The sequence below is a fragment of the Vibrio sp. 05-20-BW147 genome, assembly GCF_013369385.1.
Classification (GTDB): Bacteria; Pseudomonadota; Gammaproteobacteria; order Enterobacterales; family Vibrionaceae; genus Vibrio; species Vibrio floridensis.
Genome location: NZ_SZTO01000002.1, coordinates 142,260 through 159,804 on the forward strand (window position 1 = coordinate 142,260; position 17,545 = coordinate 159,804).

The 17,545-nt window shown below is 47.6% G+C and carries 16 protein-coding genes; 13 read left to right on the forward strand and 3 right to left on the reverse strand.

The features are described 5' to 3' along the window. Positions 1 to 95: 95 nt before the first annotated feature. Both FC652_RS01975 and FC652_RS01980 read right to left on the reverse strand, forming a co-directional pair. Positions 96 to 1,349 carry an aromatic amino acid transport family protein gene (locus FC652_RS01975; RefSeq protein WP_176297291.1) on the reverse strand — a complete coding sequence of 418 codons (1,254 nt, stop codon included), beginning with the start codon at positions 1,347 to 1,349 and terminating at the stop codon, positions 96 to 98. A gap of 290 nt (positions 1,350 to 1,639) precedes the next feature. Beyond that, a complete protein-coding gene (locus tag FC652_RS01980) occupies positions 1,640 to 2,266 on the reverse strand; it encodes a CoA pyrophosphatase (protein WP_176297292.1) in 627 nt (208 codons plus the stop codon). A 67-nt stretch (positions 2,267 to 2,333) separates the two neighbouring features. On the opposite strand from FC652_RS01980, the gene FC652_RS01985 reads away from it, so the two are divergent. Both FC652_RS01985 and FC652_RS01990 read left to right on the forward strand, forming a co-directional pair. Next, positions 2,334 to 2,891 (forward strand): heme NO-binding domain-containing protein, encoded by a 558-nt coding sequence (locus FC652_RS01985; protein WP_011080133.1) that lies wholly within the window; start codon positions 2,334 to 2,336, stop codon positions 2,889 to 2,891. After that, positions 2,884 to 4,599 (forward strand): ATP-binding protein, encoded by a 1,716-nt coding sequence (locus tag FC652_RS01990; protein ID WP_176297293.1) that lies wholly within the window; start codon positions 2,884 to 2,886, stop codon positions 4,597 to 4,599. The genes FC652_RS01985 and FC652_RS01990 overlap by 8 nt, the downstream gene beginning before the upstream one ends. A gap of 191 nt (positions 4,600 to 4,790) precedes the next feature. Here the strand turns inward: FC652_RS01990 and pabB are convergent, their stop codons facing one another. Next, positions 4,791 to 6,191, reverse strand: a complete 1,401-nt coding sequence (gene pabB / locus FC652_RS01995; protein ID WP_176297294.1) for an aminodeoxychorismate synthase component 1 — start codon at positions 6,189 to 6,191, stop codon at positions 4,791 to 4,793. A gap of 160 nt (positions 6,192 to 6,351) precedes the next feature. On the opposite strand from pabB, the gene FC652_RS02000 reads away from it, so the two are divergent. From FC652_RS02000 to FC652_RS02050, 11 genes are all read left to right on the forward strand, one after another. Next, positions 6,352 to 7,875 carry a fumarate hydratase gene (locus tag FC652_RS02000; RefSeq protein WP_011150610.1) on the forward strand — a complete coding sequence of 508 codons (1,524 nt, stop codon included), beginning with the start codon at positions 6,352 to 6,354 and terminating at the stop codon, positions 7,873 to 7,875. A gap of 146 nt (positions 7,876 to 8,021) precedes the next feature. Next, positions 8,022 to 8,207, forward strand: a complete 186-nt coding sequence (locus FC652_RS02005; protein WP_011080137.1) for a hypothetical protein — start codon at positions 8,022 to 8,024, stop codon at positions 8,205 to 8,207. A 196-nt stretch (positions 8,208 to 8,403) separates the two neighbouring features. Next, positions 8,404 to 9,780, forward strand: coding sequence for a YcjX family protein (locus tag FC652_RS02010; protein WP_176297295.1), 1,377 nt, complete (start codon positions 8,404 to 8,406; stop codon positions 9,778 to 9,780). Beyond that, positions 9,777 to 10,802, forward strand: coding sequence for a YcjF family protein (locus FC652_RS02015; RefSeq protein ID WP_176297296.1), 1,026 nt, complete (start codon positions 9,777 to 9,779; stop codon positions 10,800 to 10,802). The genes FC652_RS02010 and FC652_RS02015 overlap by 4 nt, the downstream gene beginning before the upstream one ends. 86 nt (positions 10,803 to 10,888) lie before the next feature. Beyond that, on the forward strand, positions 10,889 to 12,433 hold the full coding sequence (tyrR, locus tag FC652_RS02020; protein ID WP_176297297.1) for a transcriptional regulator TyrR: 1,545 nt from the start codon (positions 10,889 to 10,891) through the stop codon (positions 12,431 to 12,433). 1 nt (position 12,434) lies between these two features. After that, positions 12,435 to 13,010: a ribosomal protein S5-alanine N-acetyltransferase gene (gene rimJ / locus FC652_RS02025; protein ID WP_176297298.1), complete on the forward strand. Its 576-nt coding sequence runs from the start codon at positions 12,435 to 12,437 to the stop codon at positions 13,008 to 13,010. Continuing rightward, positions 13,010 to 13,597 carry an HD domain-containing protein gene (locus tag FC652_RS02030; protein ID WP_176297299.1) on the forward strand — a complete coding sequence of 196 codons (588 nt, stop codon included), beginning with the start codon at positions 13,010 to 13,012 and terminating at the stop codon, positions 13,595 to 13,597. The genes rimJ and FC652_RS02030 overlap by 1 nt, the downstream gene beginning before the upstream one ends. Positions 13,598 to 13,606: 9 nt before the next feature. Next, positions 13,607 to 14,080, forward strand: coding sequence for a DUF2947 domain-containing protein (locus tag FC652_RS02035; protein WP_176297300.1), 474 nt, complete (start codon positions 13,607 to 13,609; stop codon positions 14,078 to 14,080). Between the two features lie 232 nt (positions 14,081 to 14,312). Beyond that, a complete protein-coding gene (locus FC652_RS02040) occupies positions 14,313 to 15,731 on the forward strand; it encodes a DASS family sodium-coupled anion symporter (RefSeq protein ID WP_176297301.1) in 1,419 nt (472 codons plus the stop codon). A 4-nt stretch (positions 15,732 to 15,735) separates the two neighbouring features. Continuing rightward, on the forward strand, positions 15,736 to 17,091 hold the full coding sequence (locus tag FC652_RS02045; protein ID WP_176297302.1) for an ATP-binding protein: 1,356 nt from the start codon (positions 15,736 to 15,738) through the stop codon (positions 17,089 to 17,091). After that, the gene (locus FC652_RS02050) at positions 17,060 to 17,536 is read left to right on the forward strand and encodes a response regulator (RefSeq protein WP_176297303.1); all 477 of its coding nucleotides are present in this window, start codon (positions 17,060 to 17,062) and stop codon (positions 17,534 to 17,536) included. The genes FC652_RS02045 and FC652_RS02050 overlap by 32 nt, the downstream gene beginning before the upstream one ends. Positions 17,537 to 17,545 lie beyond the last annotated feature (9 nt).

Consider the following 17,545-nt stretch of genomic DNA (forward strand, 5'->3'; position numbering starts at 1 on the left):
TTTGATTACCTCAAAAGTAAGCCCCCCTAGAGGTGGGAGGCTTTATCTTATCGTTATGCTTTTGTCTTTATTCTCATCTTACAGGGGGAGTGAGATTAAAGAGCGCCGTAGATTACAGAAGTAATAGAAGCAAGACCACAGATAACTGTGAAAATCTGCACAGCTGCTGAAGTTTTGTACTTCGCCATCGCTGGCACTTTTTGCATTGCAAATACAGGCATTAGGAACAGGATTGCCGCAATCATTGGCGCGCCCATTGTTTCAATCATGCCTAGGATACTTGGGTTAACGATAGCCACAATCCAAGTAGTGATAACGATGAACAGTAGCGACGCTTTCTCGATCTTGCTGATAGGGCTGTTTGAACGAGATTTGATCAGACCAACTAGACCTTCATGCGCACCAAGGAAGTGACCGAAGTAGCTAGAAGTGATCGCTGCAAACGCAACCAGTGGACCAAGGTAAGAGATCAGTGGAGACTCATGCACGTTCGCTAGGTAAGAAAGTACAGAGATGTTTTGCTCTTTCGCAGAAGCCAGTTGCTCTGGAGACATAGACAGTACAACTGAGAAAACGAAGAACATCACAAAGCCCATTAGCATCATCGCTGCACCGCCAGTGATCGCATCGGTTTTCTGAACCGCTTTGTCACCATGCTGTAGGCGCTGTTCTTTAGAGAACTGAGAGATGATTGGGCTGTGGTTGAATGAGAACACGATGATCGGGATCGCTAGCCATACGACAACAGGCATAGAAGACCAATCAGGTGCCACTTGCATCATTGACGTGTTCCAATCTGGGATCAGGTAGACAGAAAGTGCAAGCAGTACAAGTACAAGTGGGTAAACCATTGCAGACGTTGCTTTTAGCATCAGTTCTTTACCAAATACCACACCAGCGGTCATTGCAAGGATCAATGCGCCAGACAGTAGCGGACGTGGAATGGATTCCATACCCATTTGGTTAACAAGGAAAGAGTCTACTGTGTTTGTGATACCAACACCGTAAATCAGAACGATTGGGTAGATAGCGAAGAAATAGGCAAAAGTAATAAGGTTTGCGCCAGTCTTACCAAAGTGCTCTTCTACAGTGTCAGTGATGTCCGCTTCAGGGTTCTTAGCAGAAAGAACGAAACGAGCGAGAGATTTGTGAGCGAACCAAGTCATTGGTGCTGCAAGTAGCGCTAGCATAACTAATGGCCAGAAGCCGCCAGCACCCGCTTTAATTGGAAGGAAAAGTACACCAGCACCTACCGCTGTACCGAAAAGGGACAGACACCAAGTGAAATCTTTGTAAGTAAACTTACTAGAAGATTGTACGGCAGGAGCCGCAGTTGAAGTTGTTTTCATTTTTGATTACTCATTTTGGGAACAGGAAATAAGTCGGCCGCAATTCTGCACTTTTTTGTTGCAAGAAAATTAGATCTAAATCATGTATTGCTCGTGCTTATTGAATGATATGTCAAAAACCTGTTTATTATCACGAAAATGATGTGCTACACGTGATTATTGCTAATGTTTGGCATTAGAAAAAATAATCTGAAGGGGTGTTTGTACAAAATATTCTCATGCCAAACGTTTGCTTTATCGGAGATTAAAATAACTAACCTGATGCTTGGCAACGAGGCCGTTAATAACTCTTAACCTCGTTTCATAATTTGTTGCTGCATGGCTTGGATTATCTGGGCAGTCATCCCCCAGATAAAATGATGCTGATAGGGAATGGCAAAGACTCGATGATGAGATTGATTCACGCGAAACTGGGCACTTTTCAGTTTCTGCGTATCAAGTAGGTGATTGGCGGGAACTTCGAACACCTCATCGACCTCATTTCTATCAATGACGATTTGATAATTTGGTTCGACAAACGCCAATATTGGTGTGACTTTGAACCGACTGACGGTAACCAATTCCGGCATTTGGCCAAAAATGGAGATCGCATCTGGTGCAATTCCTATCTCTTCGCGGGTCTCGCGCAACGCCGTTGCTTGTAAAGAACTATCACTCTCTTCGTACTTGCCACCCGGAAAGCTGATTTGCCCCGGATGATGTTTCAGATGAGAGGCGCGTTTAGTCAGAATCACATTCAAGCCTTGTTCTCGTTCAACAAAGCCAATTAACACGGCGGCATCGCGAAGCTTACTGCCTTTCAAGTGTGCAACACGTGCGGTGGACTCTGCGTGATAACCGCGAGGCAGATTGAACTGAAAAGATTGTAATAGTTGATTTTTATTAAGCTCAAACAAGGTATTACCTCTGCCCGTCATTTGATCAAACCTACTTTATACACCATGCTTATTTGGCATAGCGTCTGATTACAGGGTAGCGCAAAAAATGAAGGGCATCATTTTCACTGAATTTTTGGAATTGGTCGAAGAGAAATTTGGTTTGACTGTACTGGACGATATTTTGGACAGGGCAGGAGATGAGGGTGTCTACACCGCAGTAGGGAGCTACGACCACCGAAAACTGGTCAGTTTGATTGTGCATCTTAGCCAAGTGACGGGGCTGTCTGTTGAGCAGTTGCAAGAGGTCTTCGGTGAAGCCGTGTTCGACAACTTATTGGCGTCCATTTCTAATCGTTCAAGCCTGCATCAATGTCACTCAACCTTTCAGTTTATTCGCCATGTGGAAGAGTATATCCATGTTGAGGTGAAGAAACTCTACCCCGATGCCAAGCCACCGGAATTTATCTTCATCGAACAAGATCGAATGAAGATGGTGTTTGACTACAAAAGCGCGCGTTGCATGGGGCATGTTTGCCTTGGATTGATGAGAGGGTGTGCCAAGCATTTTGGCGAAGAACTGGCGATACAGATGGAGACACTCAACCCAACAGGTAGTCACGTTCGTTTCAATGTTGCTTTGGTAAAGGGTAAACAAGATGGATGATTCTTTGCATCTCAATCGCAAACTCCAACGCGCCATCGCCTCAAGAAAAGAAGCGGAAAGGCTGTTGGAAGAAAAAAGCTTGGAGCTTTACCAATCCAATCAACAACTCAAACTGGCGTTGAAGCAGTTAGAGTTAAAATCGGAACAACAGCTTTTCAAGTTTGAGTTTGAGCAGCAAATTGATGACACCTTAATCACGTTTGGTCGAGTCTTCATTGTCGATGGTATCGACGACTTACTATTGGCCAATCTATTGGAGCGTCTTTCTCGTGCGTCAGTGATTCGTCAAGCGTGGTTGAAGCTGGATAAGCCCATCCTAACAACGCTAAAAAGCCTTGAATATGGGCTGAAGCCGACGGGGTTTCTCTATCGAGCTGACGATACCCGAACGCGTGCTGAGTGGTTTGGCGACGCGCTTTGCATTCCCATCATTTTAGAAAGTGAACATGTTGGCAGCATGGTTTTCACCATTGATCACTTCGATATCGATCTCGATTTTATTTCCAACCAGCTTTGCCTGATCGCTGATTTGGTCAGCAATGCACTCAATCGTCAGCTCTGGATGGAGCGAGAAACGGAGCTACGCAAGCGAGCAGAAGAGTCAGAGAAAGCGACCAAAGAGTTCGTCGCGATGATCAATCATGAGCTACGCACCCCGTTAAATGGTGTATTAGGCAGCGCAGAACTGCTGGGTAACACCTACCTCAATGATGAGCAGCAACTCTATTTAAGAAACCTACGTCAGGGGGGAGAGCTGCTGCGAGTCATCATCAATGATCTGCTCGATTTCAGCAAAATGAATGCTGGCATGATGGAAATTGTGCCGAAAGTGTTTCGTTGGCGAGAGGTAGAGGAGTCCATCGTAGGGATATTTGCCGCCAAAGCGAGCGAGAAACAGATTGGCTTTCACATTGAGAAACAGGTTGGCATGCCTCGCTGCGTATGCGGAGATGTTGAGCGAATCAAACAAATTTTGGTGAACTTGATTGGCAACGCGATCAAGTTTACTCAACATGGGGCCGTTACGTTTCGCACTCATTGGCAAGACGATGTGTTGTCAGTGGAAATCGAAGATACCGGTATTGGCATCGCCGAGCAGGCCAAAAGCACCTTGTTTAACCCGTTTGTCCAAGCAGACCGCAGTAGCAAACGCAACTATGAAGGATCCGGTTTGGGTTTGGCCATATGTCAAAACCTGTGTCGCCTTATGGGGGGGGAGATAGGGTTTGAAAGCGAGTTAGGGAAAGGCTCCTGCTTCCATTTTGCCATCCCACTGCCAGCAAGTGATGAGCCGTTACTCGAACCACACACTGAACAGGTTGAGCGCCAAAAGTTGGATTGGGCAGCACTGAAAGTGCTGGTGGTGGATGACATACGCATGAATCAGGTCATCATCAATCAAATGTTGAAAAAGCTACACGTCACACCGGACGTGAGAAACAACGGTGTGGAGGCGCTTCAGGCGGTCAGTCAGCAAGATTATGATCTAATATTCATGGATTGTCGCATGCCGGAAATGGATGGTTATGAAGCGACCCACTATTTGCGAGAGCAGGGATTGGCGATTCCCATTGTGGCACTTACTGCCGGTACGACATTGGAGGAGCGGGAAAAGTGCTTAGTGAGTGGCATGAACGACATTTTGACCAAGCCCTATACCGCAGACGATGTGGAACGGATCATGCTGAAGTGGCTAGTGAGCGGATAAGCAATAGCGGAATGCATAATAAATGAAAGGGCAGTAAAGGAAAGCGTGAGGAAGACGCAAAGAATTTAATAAAGAAGAGAGAAGGCGTACCGTCTCTCTTCTTTGCATTGTTTGAAATCGCACTGTCGAACAAAGCGATACAGAACAAAAGGGCGACTTCGCGCTAATTATCCAATGTGCTGTGACGGTGATTATTGCAATGTTGGTAGAATTTTCGACAGTTTATCTAACGTCTCTTGATATTCCGCATCGCATTGACTGTCAGCCACTACACCGCCCCCAGCCCAAGCGAACAACTTACCTTGCTCCGCCACTAAGGTACGAATTGTAATGCTGGTATCCATGCGACCATGGCGACTGATGTAACCGATACTACCGCAATAGGCTGAGCGTCGATGAGGCTCAAGCTCTTCAATGATTTCCATTGCACGCACTTTCGGCGCACCGGTAATCGAGCCTCCCGGGAAACACGCTCGCAGTAAGTCAGCGGCAGTATACTGCGCTGCCAACTCAGCTCGAATCGTGCTGACTAAGTGATGCACGGCGGGAAAGCTTTCGATGTCAAACAGTTTAGGAACATGCACACTGCCCGGCTTAGCGACACGGCCAATATCGTTGCGCAGCAGATCGACGATCATCAGATTTTCCGCTTGATCTTTTTCGGCATTGGCAAGTTCCATTGCCGCCTGTTTGTCCTGTCGTTCATCATTATGACGAGGACGAGTCCCTTTGATCGGCTTGGTTTCAATGACACGTTTTTTGAGCTCGAGAAAACGCTCGGGCGATACACTTAAAATCGCCGCATCCTCCAAACGAATGAAAGCAGAAAAAGGTGCTTGGTTGCTCTGCTCTAGCTTCTGATAAGCTTGCCATTCGCTGCCTTGGTAATTGGCATGAAAGCGCTGCGCTAAGTTAATTTGGTAGCAGTCACCACTGAGCAAGTACTCTTGTACGCAATCGAACTTACTTTGGTAACCGTGACGAGTCATGTTGGATTGCCAATCACTGGTAAGGGCAAACGTCACTTCGTTTGCCTTTGTTTGCGTGCTCAGCCATCGATAAGCTTGTTCTACGTCTTGGCCAACCAGTTGCGCGGTCTGCGTCTGATGATCGACAATCAACGCCCATGTGTAGATGCCCACAGCCATGTCGGGCGCAGCAATATCTTGCGTTGCAATCTCAGGCAGTTTTTCAACGCGACGACCTAAATCGTAGCTAAAGTAACCCAGAGCGCCACCCATAAAAGGAATCTCTTCATCACAGGATAGAGATGGGGTAAAACGCTGTTGATAATGCGCAAGAAGCGTGAAAGGATCATCTTTACTTTCAATGACTTCGTCATTGGTGTTGATCTCAGTCACCGCACCACGTGTTTCTAATGTCGCAACGGGCTTTGCGACGAGAATGTCAAAACGGCTGTCAACATGTGTTGGTGATGCCGAACGCAACAGCATTGCCCAAGGTTGATGTTGGATGGCGTCAAACCACTGTTGGGCAAGGTCCGTTTGATAAGGCAGTGTTTTTGAAGAAATGGCCGTATTTATGCTGTTATTCATTTGTTTAATTTGTGACAAAGAGTTCGATTGCTGCATAGCGCGTGATGGAAAGCAAGAGTATCATAAAACGAAACAATTTCGCTTACTTAGTTCAGTCGGGAACTCATAAAAAATCGGATGGATTCTTTCGATCACTCGCTCAACAATCGATACCACTAAGTAAGTTTATGGAAGCATAACTATAACGAGGCATGCAATGACTGTAATTCGCACGCAAGATGTCATCAGCAGCGTAGCTGATGCACTTCAGTACATCTCTTACTACCACCCACTCGATTTTGTTCAAGCCCTAGAAAAAGCCTACCATCGTGAGCAGAGCCAAGCGGCCAAAGATGCCATTGCGCAGATTTTGATCAACTCACGTATGTCGGCGGAAGGGCATCGCCCAATTTGCCAAGATACCGGTATCGTGACGTGTTTTGTCAATATTGGTATGGGCGTTCAGTGGGATTCAACGGACCTCACCGTACAACAGATGATTGATGAAGGCGTGCGTCAGGCTTACACCAATCCTGACAACCCATTGCGTGCGTCGGTATTGATGGACCCTGCAGGTAAACGTATTAACACCAAAGACAATACGCCTGCGGTTGTTCACATCAATATGGTGCCGGGCAATACCGTAGAAATTCAGATCGCGGCAAAAGGCGGCGGCTCTGAAAACAAAACCAAGATGGTGATGCTCAACCCTTCAGACGATATTGCTGAGTGGGTAGAAAAAACGTTGCCTTTGATGGGCGCGGGCTGGTGTCCTCCGGGCATGCTTGGCATTGGCATTGGCGGCACAGCAGAAAAAGCGGCGGTACTGGCTAAAGAGTCGTTGATGGAGCACATCGACATCCACGAACTGATTGAGCGTGGCCCGCAAAATGCGGAAGAAGAGCTGCGTTTGGACATTTTCAATCGTGTTAACCGTTTAGGTATTGGTGCTCAAGGGCTCGGTGGGGTGACAACGGTGGTGGATGTGAAAATCAAAACCGCCCCTACGCACGCAGCGTCCAAGCCAGTGTGTATGATCCCGAACTGTGCGGCGACTCGTCACGTTCACTTCACGCTTGACGGCTCTGGCCCAGCGGAGCTGACGCCACCGAAGCTAGAAGATTGGCCAAACATCACTTGGGATGCGGGTGCAAGCGCGCGCCGTGTTAACCTCGATACCGTGACAAAAGAAGATGTTCAGCAATGGAAAACCGGTGAGACACTCTTGCTCTCAGGTAAGATTCTGACCGGTCGCGATGCAGCGCATAAACGCATTCAAACCATGTTGCAAAATGGCGAAGGCCTACCTGAAGGCGTTGACCTTAAAGGGAAGTTTATCTACTACGTTGGCCCTGTGGATGCAGTGGGTGACGAAGTGGTTGGCCCAGCAGGCCCAACCACTTCAACACGTATGGATAAGTTCACCGACATGATGCTGGATGAAACGGGCATTATGGGCATGATCGGTAAAGCGGAGCGTGGTCCAGCCACTGTTGAGTCAATCAAGAACCATAAAGCGGTGTATCTGATGGCGGTCGGTGGTGCGGCGTACTTGGTAGCGAAAGCCATCAAGAAAGCGCGTGTTGTTGCTTTTGAAGATCTCGGTATGGAAGCGATTTACGAATTTGAAGTCGAAGATATGCCAGTGACGGTCGCGGTGGATTCGAGCGGTGCCAATGCTCACCAAATTGGTCCTGATACTTGGAAAGTTAAAATCCAAGAAATGGAATCACAAAAATAAGAATGTGACAAAGTGCTGATTTAGTTAGCAAACATTTGACATAAGTGCAGCGAAAGCTGCACTTTGTTTTTGTATAATACCAACCAGTTCCATATCATCTGGTCGTTTGCTCAACACTCACTACTCAAAGCAAAAAGGAGTGCTCAATGCCTCGCTTTATTCAAATATTACAAATTATTCTCGCTGTGGTTGTCGGTAGTTTTGTCGGTTATGACTTGATCCTGCACGGCATCAGCATTTTTGATGAGAAATACGTCACCATCACTTGCGTATTGTGGCTCATTCTGGAAATCGCTCTGTTTGTTATCTACAAACTGATTGAGGACGATTAATCTCGGCATCCCTCGCGTTCTTATACTAAGCCTCTGATTTATATCAGAGGCTTTTTGTTCATCTGCGATTAATATTACTAGAGTTATGGTTCGCCCCACGCTAAAGAAGAAAATGAGATGCGCCGAGAAATCCCTTTGATTGTTGGTGTACTTTGGCGCACAGTGAATGGTGTTGTTTGACAGTAAGAGAAGGGCTATGAAGAAGATTACCCGAGAAGTGAATGATTTTATCCACCGCAGTATGGATTCCCACGTTCGTGTGGCGGTAACGGGGCTCTCCCGAGCCGGGAAGACCGCGTTCATCACTTCGCTTGTCAACCAACTCCTCCATACTTCAACGCACGACAATATGCCCCTACTGAGCAGTGCGCGAGATAAACGTCTCGTTGGAGCGAAGCGAGAGCCGCAAAGTAACATGATGGTGCCAAGATTCGCTTACGATGAAGCGATGGAGCAGCTTTGCAATGTGCCGCCTATGTGGCCTGAACCGACGCGAGATGTCAGTGAAATCCGCCTTGCCATTAAGTATCGACCAAAGAAAAAAACCAAGAAATTACTGGGCCAAACCGCGATCTTGCATCTGGATATCATCGATTATCCGGGGGAGTGGCTGTTGGACTTACCTTTGTTGGAGCTCGATTTTGCCACTTGGAGTCAGACGCAGTTTGATGCACTAAAAGGCGAGCGTTTGAATTTGGCGAGTGAATGGCTCAGTCAACTCGACAGTTTAGATCTCAATGCGGAACTGAATGAAAAACAGCTGCAAAGCATCTCTCAGGCATACACTGACTATTTGCACCGCTGTAAAGAAAAGGGGTTGCATTGGGTGCAGCCGGGACGATTTGTTTTACCGGGTGAGCTTGCTGGTGCGCCAGTGCTGCAATTTTTCCCTTGCCGCTTTGATGATGCGGACAAAACCGGCAAACACAGCAATCTGGCGATGTTGAAAAAGCGCTATCAGGAATATCAACAAAAAGTGGTGAAAGCATTTTATAAGCATCACTTTTCAACCTTCGATCGCCAAATAGTGTTGGTCGATTGTTTGCAGCCGCTCAATGCTGGCCGTGAGTCGTTCTATGATATGCGTGATGCCTTAGAGCAAATCATGCACAGCTTTCGTTATGGGCGCTCAGGACTGCTTAAGCGTCTGTTTGCACCCAAAATAGACAAAGTATTGTTTGCCGCGACCAAAGCGGATCACGTGACGCCTGAGCAGCATCCTAATTTGGTTGCCTTGCTGCAACAGATGATCCACCCCGCATGGCAAACCGCAGCATATGAAAATATCGAAATGGGTTGTTTATCGATGGCATCGGTACAAGCGACTCAGGCCGGTTTTATTGCCAATGGTGATAAGAGCACACCGGCCATTCAGGGGATGACTTTAGAAGGGCAAGCGTTAACCCTCTTTCCTGGCGAAGTGCCTCGCAAAGTGCCTGATGAGCACTATTGGCAAGAGCGAGGGTTTGAATTTACCGCTTTTAGGCCAATGCAAGGCAAGCGTGAAGAGCCTTTACCGCACATTCGAGTTGATAAAGCCCTAGAGTTTTTATTGGGAGATAAGTTGCTATGAGCGATCTAAAACCAAAACAAGTGTTTGAAGAGACGATTTTCTCTCAGCAAGACAAACCAGAGCTCACTGCGCAGCAGCAATTTGATCAGCAGCAGACGTTCATTCCAACCACGATTGAAGAGAGTGAACCTGAACTTGAAGACGCTTTGGCGCAGGTGATACGTCCATCAGGTCGTCGCAAGTGGCTAGCGGGAGGGCTGTTTGCTGCTTTCGCCGGATTGGTTGGCTGGCAAGCCGTTGATAGTGTACTCAGTGCGATGCAAAATGGCGATTGGCTTACACTCGGCTGGTCTGGGTTTATTTCCGTATTTGCTGGCTTGGGGCTTGGGGCCATGGGCAAAGAACTGTGGAAGCTGCGTCAATTGAGACACTTATTTTCCGTGCAGGAGCAAGGGGAAAAATTGTTGCAAAGTGACAGTGTTGGGCAAGGTAAAGCGTTTTGCCAGCTAGTGGCGAAACAAAGTGGTGTTGCAGAAGAGAATCCTGCTTATGACCGCTGGAAAAACAGCGTCAATACGGCACACAGTGATGCAGAAATCTTGCAGATGTACGATGCGATGGTCGTGACTCAACAAGACAAACAAGCAACCAAAGTGATCTCGCGCTTTGCGACAGAGTCTGCGGCTCTGGTGGCTATTAGCCCACTCGCCATCGCGGACATGCTGCTGGTGGCTTGGCGCAACTTCAAGATGATTGACACGCTCTCAACGATCTATGGTATCGAGCTTGGCTATGCCTCTCGTATTCGTTTGCTGCGTTTGGTGTTGGCAAACATGGCGGTGGCGGGCGCCAGCGAGCTGGTGATTGATGCGGGTATGGATTTGCTGTCGATGGATCTCGCTGGCAAGCTTTCCGCCAGGGCAGGGCAGGGGGTCGGTGTGGGGATTTTGACTGCGAGACTGGGTTTGAAAGCGATGGCATTGCTAAGGCCGATTCCTTGGCAAACCGAAACACAGGTTAAGTTATCAGCAATTCGCAAAGAAATTGTGTCGAAAGTCGCTTCTATCACGCTAAAACCATAGAGTTTCAGCGGGCGCATCTTGACGCTAACGCGGGCATAGTAGAAACTACTGTCAACTTTTCGTGACAGTGTGAATTAGGATTTTCCGTGCGCCTAGAAGTCTTTTGCGAAGACAGACTCGGCTTAACCCGAGAGCTGCTCGATATATTAGCCTCCAAAAATATCGATTTACGAGGTATCGAAATTGATATCAGTGGCATCATTTATCTCAATTGCCCTGATATAGACTTTGATACCTTCAGTCTACTGATGGCAGAAATTCGTCGAATCTCTGGCGTGAAAGACGTGCGTAAAATCCAATTTATGCCGATGGAACGCCATAACACCGAGCTGATTTCACTCGTCAACAACTTGCCCGATCCCGTCTTGGCGATAGACCTAAAGGGCGCGGTGGACATGGCGAACCGAGCCGCGTTGGCGCTGATTGGTAAAACTGAAAAAGAGGTGATTGGTGCGCCGATAGCCGCGCTCCTGCCCAGTTTGAAGTTTAGTCGTTGGTCAGAAGGCGAACAGCACCGTCAGCGAGAAAGCATGGTGATCGATGGCCTCGATTATCTGCTTGAGTTCATGCCCGTCTATATTCAAGATGAATCCAAACAATCCACGTTTGCCAGTACGGTTGTGATGGTGCGCGGCGCCAAAGCAAATTCCGTTGATAGTCATCAACTCTCCCCGCACAGTGAACTGGGTTTTGAGCATTTTGTTGGCGTTTCCAATCGTCATAAAGCCCTCATTGGTCAAGCTAAAAAACTGGCTTTACTCGATCAGCCTTTGCTTATTGAAGGGGAAACAGGAACGGGTAAGGAGATGCTGGCAAAAGCGTGTCACAACCGTTCTCATCGTGCGGGTAAGCCCTTCTTGGTGTTGAGTTGCGCATCCATGCCCGACGATGTGGCAGAAACCGAGTTGTTTGGTCATGCTCCGGGTTCTTTTAATCATCAGCAAGGCCACAAAGGTATTTTCGAGCAGGCCAATGGTGGCACCGTTTTCCTCGATGAGATCGGTGAAATGAGCCCCCATTTGCAGATTAAGTTGCTGCGTTTCTTGCAGGATGGCAATTTCCGCCGCGTTGGCGCAGAAGAAGAGATGCACGTTGATGTGAGAATCATCGCATCCACCAAGCATAATCTGGCTGCGTTGGCAGAAGCGGGATCGTTTCGAGAAGATCTTTTCTACCGACTCAATGTGTTGACCTTGTCGATCCCATCTTTGCGTTCTCGCTCCAGTGATATCGGCCCTCTACTCGATCTTTTTGTTGCCAAGCATTGCCAAAAACTGGCGATTGCTAAGCCTGCGTATCAAGAGCAATTGGTTGATGAATTAAGCACTTATCAATGGCCGGGCAACATGCGACAGTTGGACAACATGGTGTTGCGTGCGCTTACTGAGATGGATGACGATGTATTGAAAGCAGAGCATTTCCATTTGCCACAACCAGCGGCGGTGGCCACAACAAACACACTCGTGAATCTTGATGGTTCACTGGATGAGATTATGAGCGATTATGAATCTCAGGTGTTGGAGCGTCTTTACCAGTCATTCCCATCGAGCCGTAAGTTGGCGAAGCGCTTAAATGTCTCGCACACCTCGATTGCCAATAAGCTAAGAGACTACGGGATTAAGAAGCACTAATATGGGCGCTGACCAACATATCATTTATCAAGTTGACGAAGGTTTGGTGCTAAGAACCGTTAATGTGAGCGACGCTGCGATGGTTTCTCAGTACTTTCAACGCAATCAGGCCTTTTTAAAACCGTGGGAGCCGACACGTGAAGCGTCGTTTTTCACCGAAGCGGGTTGGGCGCAAAAGCTGATCAAGCTCCATGAGCTACATCGCATGAAATTGGGCTTTTACTGTGTTTTGATTGAAGAGCAAACGAATGAGATGGTCGGGACCATCTCATTTAGCAATTTGTCGAAGTTTCCTTTTTACGCCTGTAACGTGGGGTATTCGTTAGCGCAAGAGGCTCAAGGAAAAGGGTACATGCGCCGTGGATTAAAAATGGCGTGTGACTATATGTTTGAGCAGCTAAATTTGCACCGTATTCAAGCCGCGTATATGCCGCATAATCACCGTAGCGCTGGTGTTTTAGAGCATCTCGGTTTTTGCAAAGAGGGCTTTGCGTATTCCTATCTTTTGATTGATGGGCAGTGGCAAGACCACGTATTGACCTCCTTAATCAACCCTAACTGGCGAGTTGAAAAGTAATGGAACGATTGAACAAGCAACTGGCATTGCTGATGGAGTTGGACAAGCTGAAATCGGTACTGCGTCGCACGCGAGTGAAAAGCGCAGATAAACGTTTGGAAAACAGTGCAGAGCACAGTTGGCATGTCGCTTTGATGGCGTTATTGATGGAAGAGCATGCTAATGAGCCTGTCAACATCGGCCGCGTAGTGAAAATGTTGCTGCTGCATGACGTAGTAGAAATTGATGCTGGCGATACCTTTGTGTACGATGCGGTCGCGTCAGAACAGCAAGCAGAGAAAGAGCTTGCTGCCGCTCTGCGTTTATTTGGCATGTTGCCGGCTGACCAAGGAGAAGAATTACTTCAACTTTGGTTAGAGTTTGAAGCCGCGCAAACGGCAGATGCCAAGTTTGGCAAGGCGCTAGATCGAATCATTCCTATGCTGCTTAACTACCACAACCAAGGACAAAGTTGGCAAGAGCATGGCGTGACTCGTCAGCAAGCGTTGACGGTGAATCAGAAAATCGACCTTGGTTCCCATGTGTTATGGGATAAGGCGCAAGAAATTATTGAACAGGCAACCCAAAATGGGTGGCTGAAAGCTTAAGGAACCTGAATGTCTTATTTAACTTTGGATCAATACCAAAGAAAATGGATTTTTACGCATCCGTCGATGCCAGTGCCACAAGAAGATCTCGCGCACATTCGCCCGATGGATCAGGCACGCTCTGCGCAGTTTTGGAAAGAGAACATCAGCGCCCATAGCCCAGATGCAGAACGTCTTGGTAGCGATGATTGGCCAACGAAACAGAGTAATTGGTTAGCTGAAATTGACTGGATGGCGTCTTGGGAAGCCGATGAACCAGATATGCCAGAGGAAATTCTTCAGCATATTGATTGGCAAGATGATGTGACGGTCTATTTCTGTTACGAAAAATACAACGTGATTGAAACCAAGTGGGTTGTTTTCCGCAAACATTGGAAAAACTTCTTATTCTACGATGACGGCCCGATTTTGCTGGGTCGACGTCGTCAGCAGGCACTGTGGTTTGCTACCGATGGAACAGTGAAACTGGGGCAAAGAAACTGATCAGCCTAATGAACGGCTAATCATTGGCTTAGTCACTAGAAGCAGCGTGTTTACGCTGCTTTTTTTATGAGCGTTTAGTGAGGTAAGACACAGTTCAGTAAGTTTTTTCCTGTGACTTCAGTTTCATTGATCTAACGCCAAATTTTGTTTTGAAACACGCGCGCATAATTTCTTGTCTATCCCCGTAGAGCCAAAGCTCTAAGGTGTCTATCTCAGGAAGAGAAGTTGTATTATGCGCCCGTATCTGAAGTTTATTATCCCTATTATCATTCCGTTGATTGTGCTGTTGTTGCCATTGTCCGCCTTTCCGTTTGAAGCCATGACCATCGTGCAGCAACGTGTGATTGCCATTTTCTTATTGGCGGCACTGTGCTGGGTGTTTGAGCCAATTCCCATCTATGCCACGTCCGTCGTCATTATTGTTTTAGAGCTTTTATTGGTTTCCGATAAAGGTCTGTATCTATTCCGATTGAACGAGGGCAGTGAAAGCTTTGGGCAATTGCTCTCTTACAGTGAAATCATGGCAACCTTTGCCAGCCCAATCATCATGCTTTTCTTAGGTGGATTTTTCCTTGCAATGGCGGCCACCAAATACCGCTTGGATGTGAACTTGGCACGCGTGCTGCTCAAGCCATTTGGCCAAGACCCTAAATTCGTTATGTTGGGGCTGATGCTGATCACTGCGATTTTCTCGATGTTTATGTCTAACACCGCGACAACCGCGATGATGCTCTCCATCTTAACGCCAGTGATCGCGGTGTTTGGCCCCAAAGACCCAGGGCGAGTTGCCTTTGCGCTTTGTATTCCGGTTGCGGCCAACATTGGTGGCATTGGCACACCGATTGGTACGCCACCCAATGCCATCGCGCTAAAATATCTGGTGGGTGACAACCTGATCACATTTGGGGAATGGATGGCGTTTGGTGTTCCTTTTGTTGTGGTGATGATGGCGTTAGCGTGGTTTTTGATCACGGCGATGTATCGAGCAGACATTCCTAAGATAGAACTTTCTATAAAAGGTAAGTTTCTGAAAACACCGAAGGCGATTGTGGTGTATGTGACGTTTGGTTTGACCATTTTGCTTTGGCTGATGGGGTCTGCACATGGCATGAATTCCTATACAGTCGCCCTGATTCCTGTCGCGATCTTTTCCATCACTGGCATCATTAACAAAGAAGATTTGAAGAAAATTTCCTGGGATGTGCTTTGGTTGGTTTCAGGCGGTATCGCCCTTGGTTTGGCTCTGGATAAAACAGGACTTGCCAAGCTGGTGGTGCACAGCATTCCATTTGATGAGTTTTCGCCTTATATCGTCTTGTTTGGTGCGGCGTTCCTCTGCTTAGTGATGGCGAACTTTATGTCGCATACTGCGACGGCGAACTTGCTGATGCCAATTATGGCCGCATTGGGGATGTCAATGACTTCTCTGGCTCCATTGGGCGGAGAAGTGACACTGATTTTAGTGGTGACGATGGCCGCTTCCTTAGGCATGTCGCTGCCTATCAGTACTCCGCCGAATGCATTGGCACATGCAACGGGTCATGTCCAAAGTAATCAAATGGCGCGTGTGGGCGTGATTTTGGGCGTTGTCGGCGTATTGCTCAGCTTTGTGATGGTTTGGATCCTTCATATGGTTGGACACATCGGGTAGCCCCATGTATTTGAGCAAATTAGAAGCACTGATTGAGCGTTACTTCTGTAATCCAGAGCGTCAAATTACGTTGGAAGCGGGATCGGTCGTCATTGTGCAGCAAGGCTACAACGACCGTCTGTTTTTCGTTCTTCAAGGTGAGCTGGAAGGTTACTTTTCTGAACATGAGGAGAAACAAGTACGCGTTTTTTCAGCCTCACAAGGGGCATTTATTGGCGTGCACAGTTTCTTTTCTGGTACTTGGACAGCATCGTCGACGGTGATGGCCAAGACCGAAGTGACACTGGCTTGGATTGATCGCAGCACGCCTGCCGTTGAAGTCGAAGAGTTCGGCCCGCTGACTACACAATTTATGCCGGTGATTGTGAATGAGCTTTCCCGCCGTCAAAGGCGAGCAACGCAAGAGGCGGTGGCCAAAGAGAAGGTGTTACAGAGGCTACATAACGCAGAGCAAATGACAACCTTAGGTCAACTTGCGGCGGGGCTGGCTCACGAGCTTAATAACGCCATCGGGGTGGTCAGTAGCAAAGCCGAAAGACTCGAAACCATTATTCTGGAGCTGCTTGAAGAACGGCACCCAGAAGCCAGCCAATTCTTCGATATTGGACTGCTTGCGGGACAAAATGTGCCAACAAGCACCGCAAGACAAAATGCCAAGTTGTTGGAGCAGAAATATGGTTTGGAGAAAAAACAGGCCAAAGCATTAGCGAAAGCGATACCTGATGGTTTGGTTAGCCCGCACTGGTTGAACAACCCAGATCAAGCCATTCGTTATTGGGCAATGGGGTGTGATTTACACGACCTGCGTTTAGCAGCCAAACACACGGTTGGTATTGTGAAATCGGTCAAACAGCTCGGTAGGGCGGATTCGGATCGCATTAGCAAAGTTAATATTGGCGACACCATCAATCAAGCCATCGCGCTTTTGCAAAGTGAGCTGCGCCGTGTCGAAGTGCGTCTTCGTCCATCACCTGTCGAATCGATTTGGGCTTCGGAGACCGAATTGGTGCAAGTTTGGGTCAATATCATCAAGAACGCCTGTGACGCGATGCAAAACACACTATCGCCGCAGTTGGAGATACGTGTTCATCAAGAAGGCAAGCGCATTTTGGTTACGATCGCCAACAATGGGCCTGCCTTAGATGAGGCAACAAGACGCAAAATTTTTCAGCCTAACTTCACCACCAAAAAAGGCGGGCTGTCATTTGGACTGGGTTTAGGGTTATCGATTGTGAAGCGAATCGTCACCGGGCTAGGAGGCTCGATTGTGGTGAAAAGCGATGACCAAGCCACTATTTTTAGAATCAAATTGCCAACAGAGGGAAATCATGGAGAAACTGAACCTAATATGCGTGGATGATCAGCGCGAAGTGCTTAATGCGGTGGTGCAGGATCTAGACGGTTTAGCTGACTGGCTAAATATTGAAGAGTGTGAATCTGGCCATGAAGCGTTGGAGCTGATCGATGAGCTTGATGCGGATGGCGAGTTTATCGCTGTGGTGATTTCAGACCACGTGATGCCGGGAATGACCGGTGTCGAGCTTTTACGAACATTGCACACGGATGCTCGATTCTTCAAAACACGCAAGGTATTGCTCACAGGGCAAGCCACGCATAGCGATACCATCGAAGCGATCAATTCCGCTGGTATTGTGCGCTATTTCGAAAAACCTTGGAAAAAACAAGAACTCGTACAGTGCATTCGCGAATTGATGACCGATTTTATTTTCGATCAGGGACTGGATTACCAGATTTGGCATGATGAACTGGATCAAGCGGGCGTGCTGAAACATCTGCATCCATAATCAATAGGC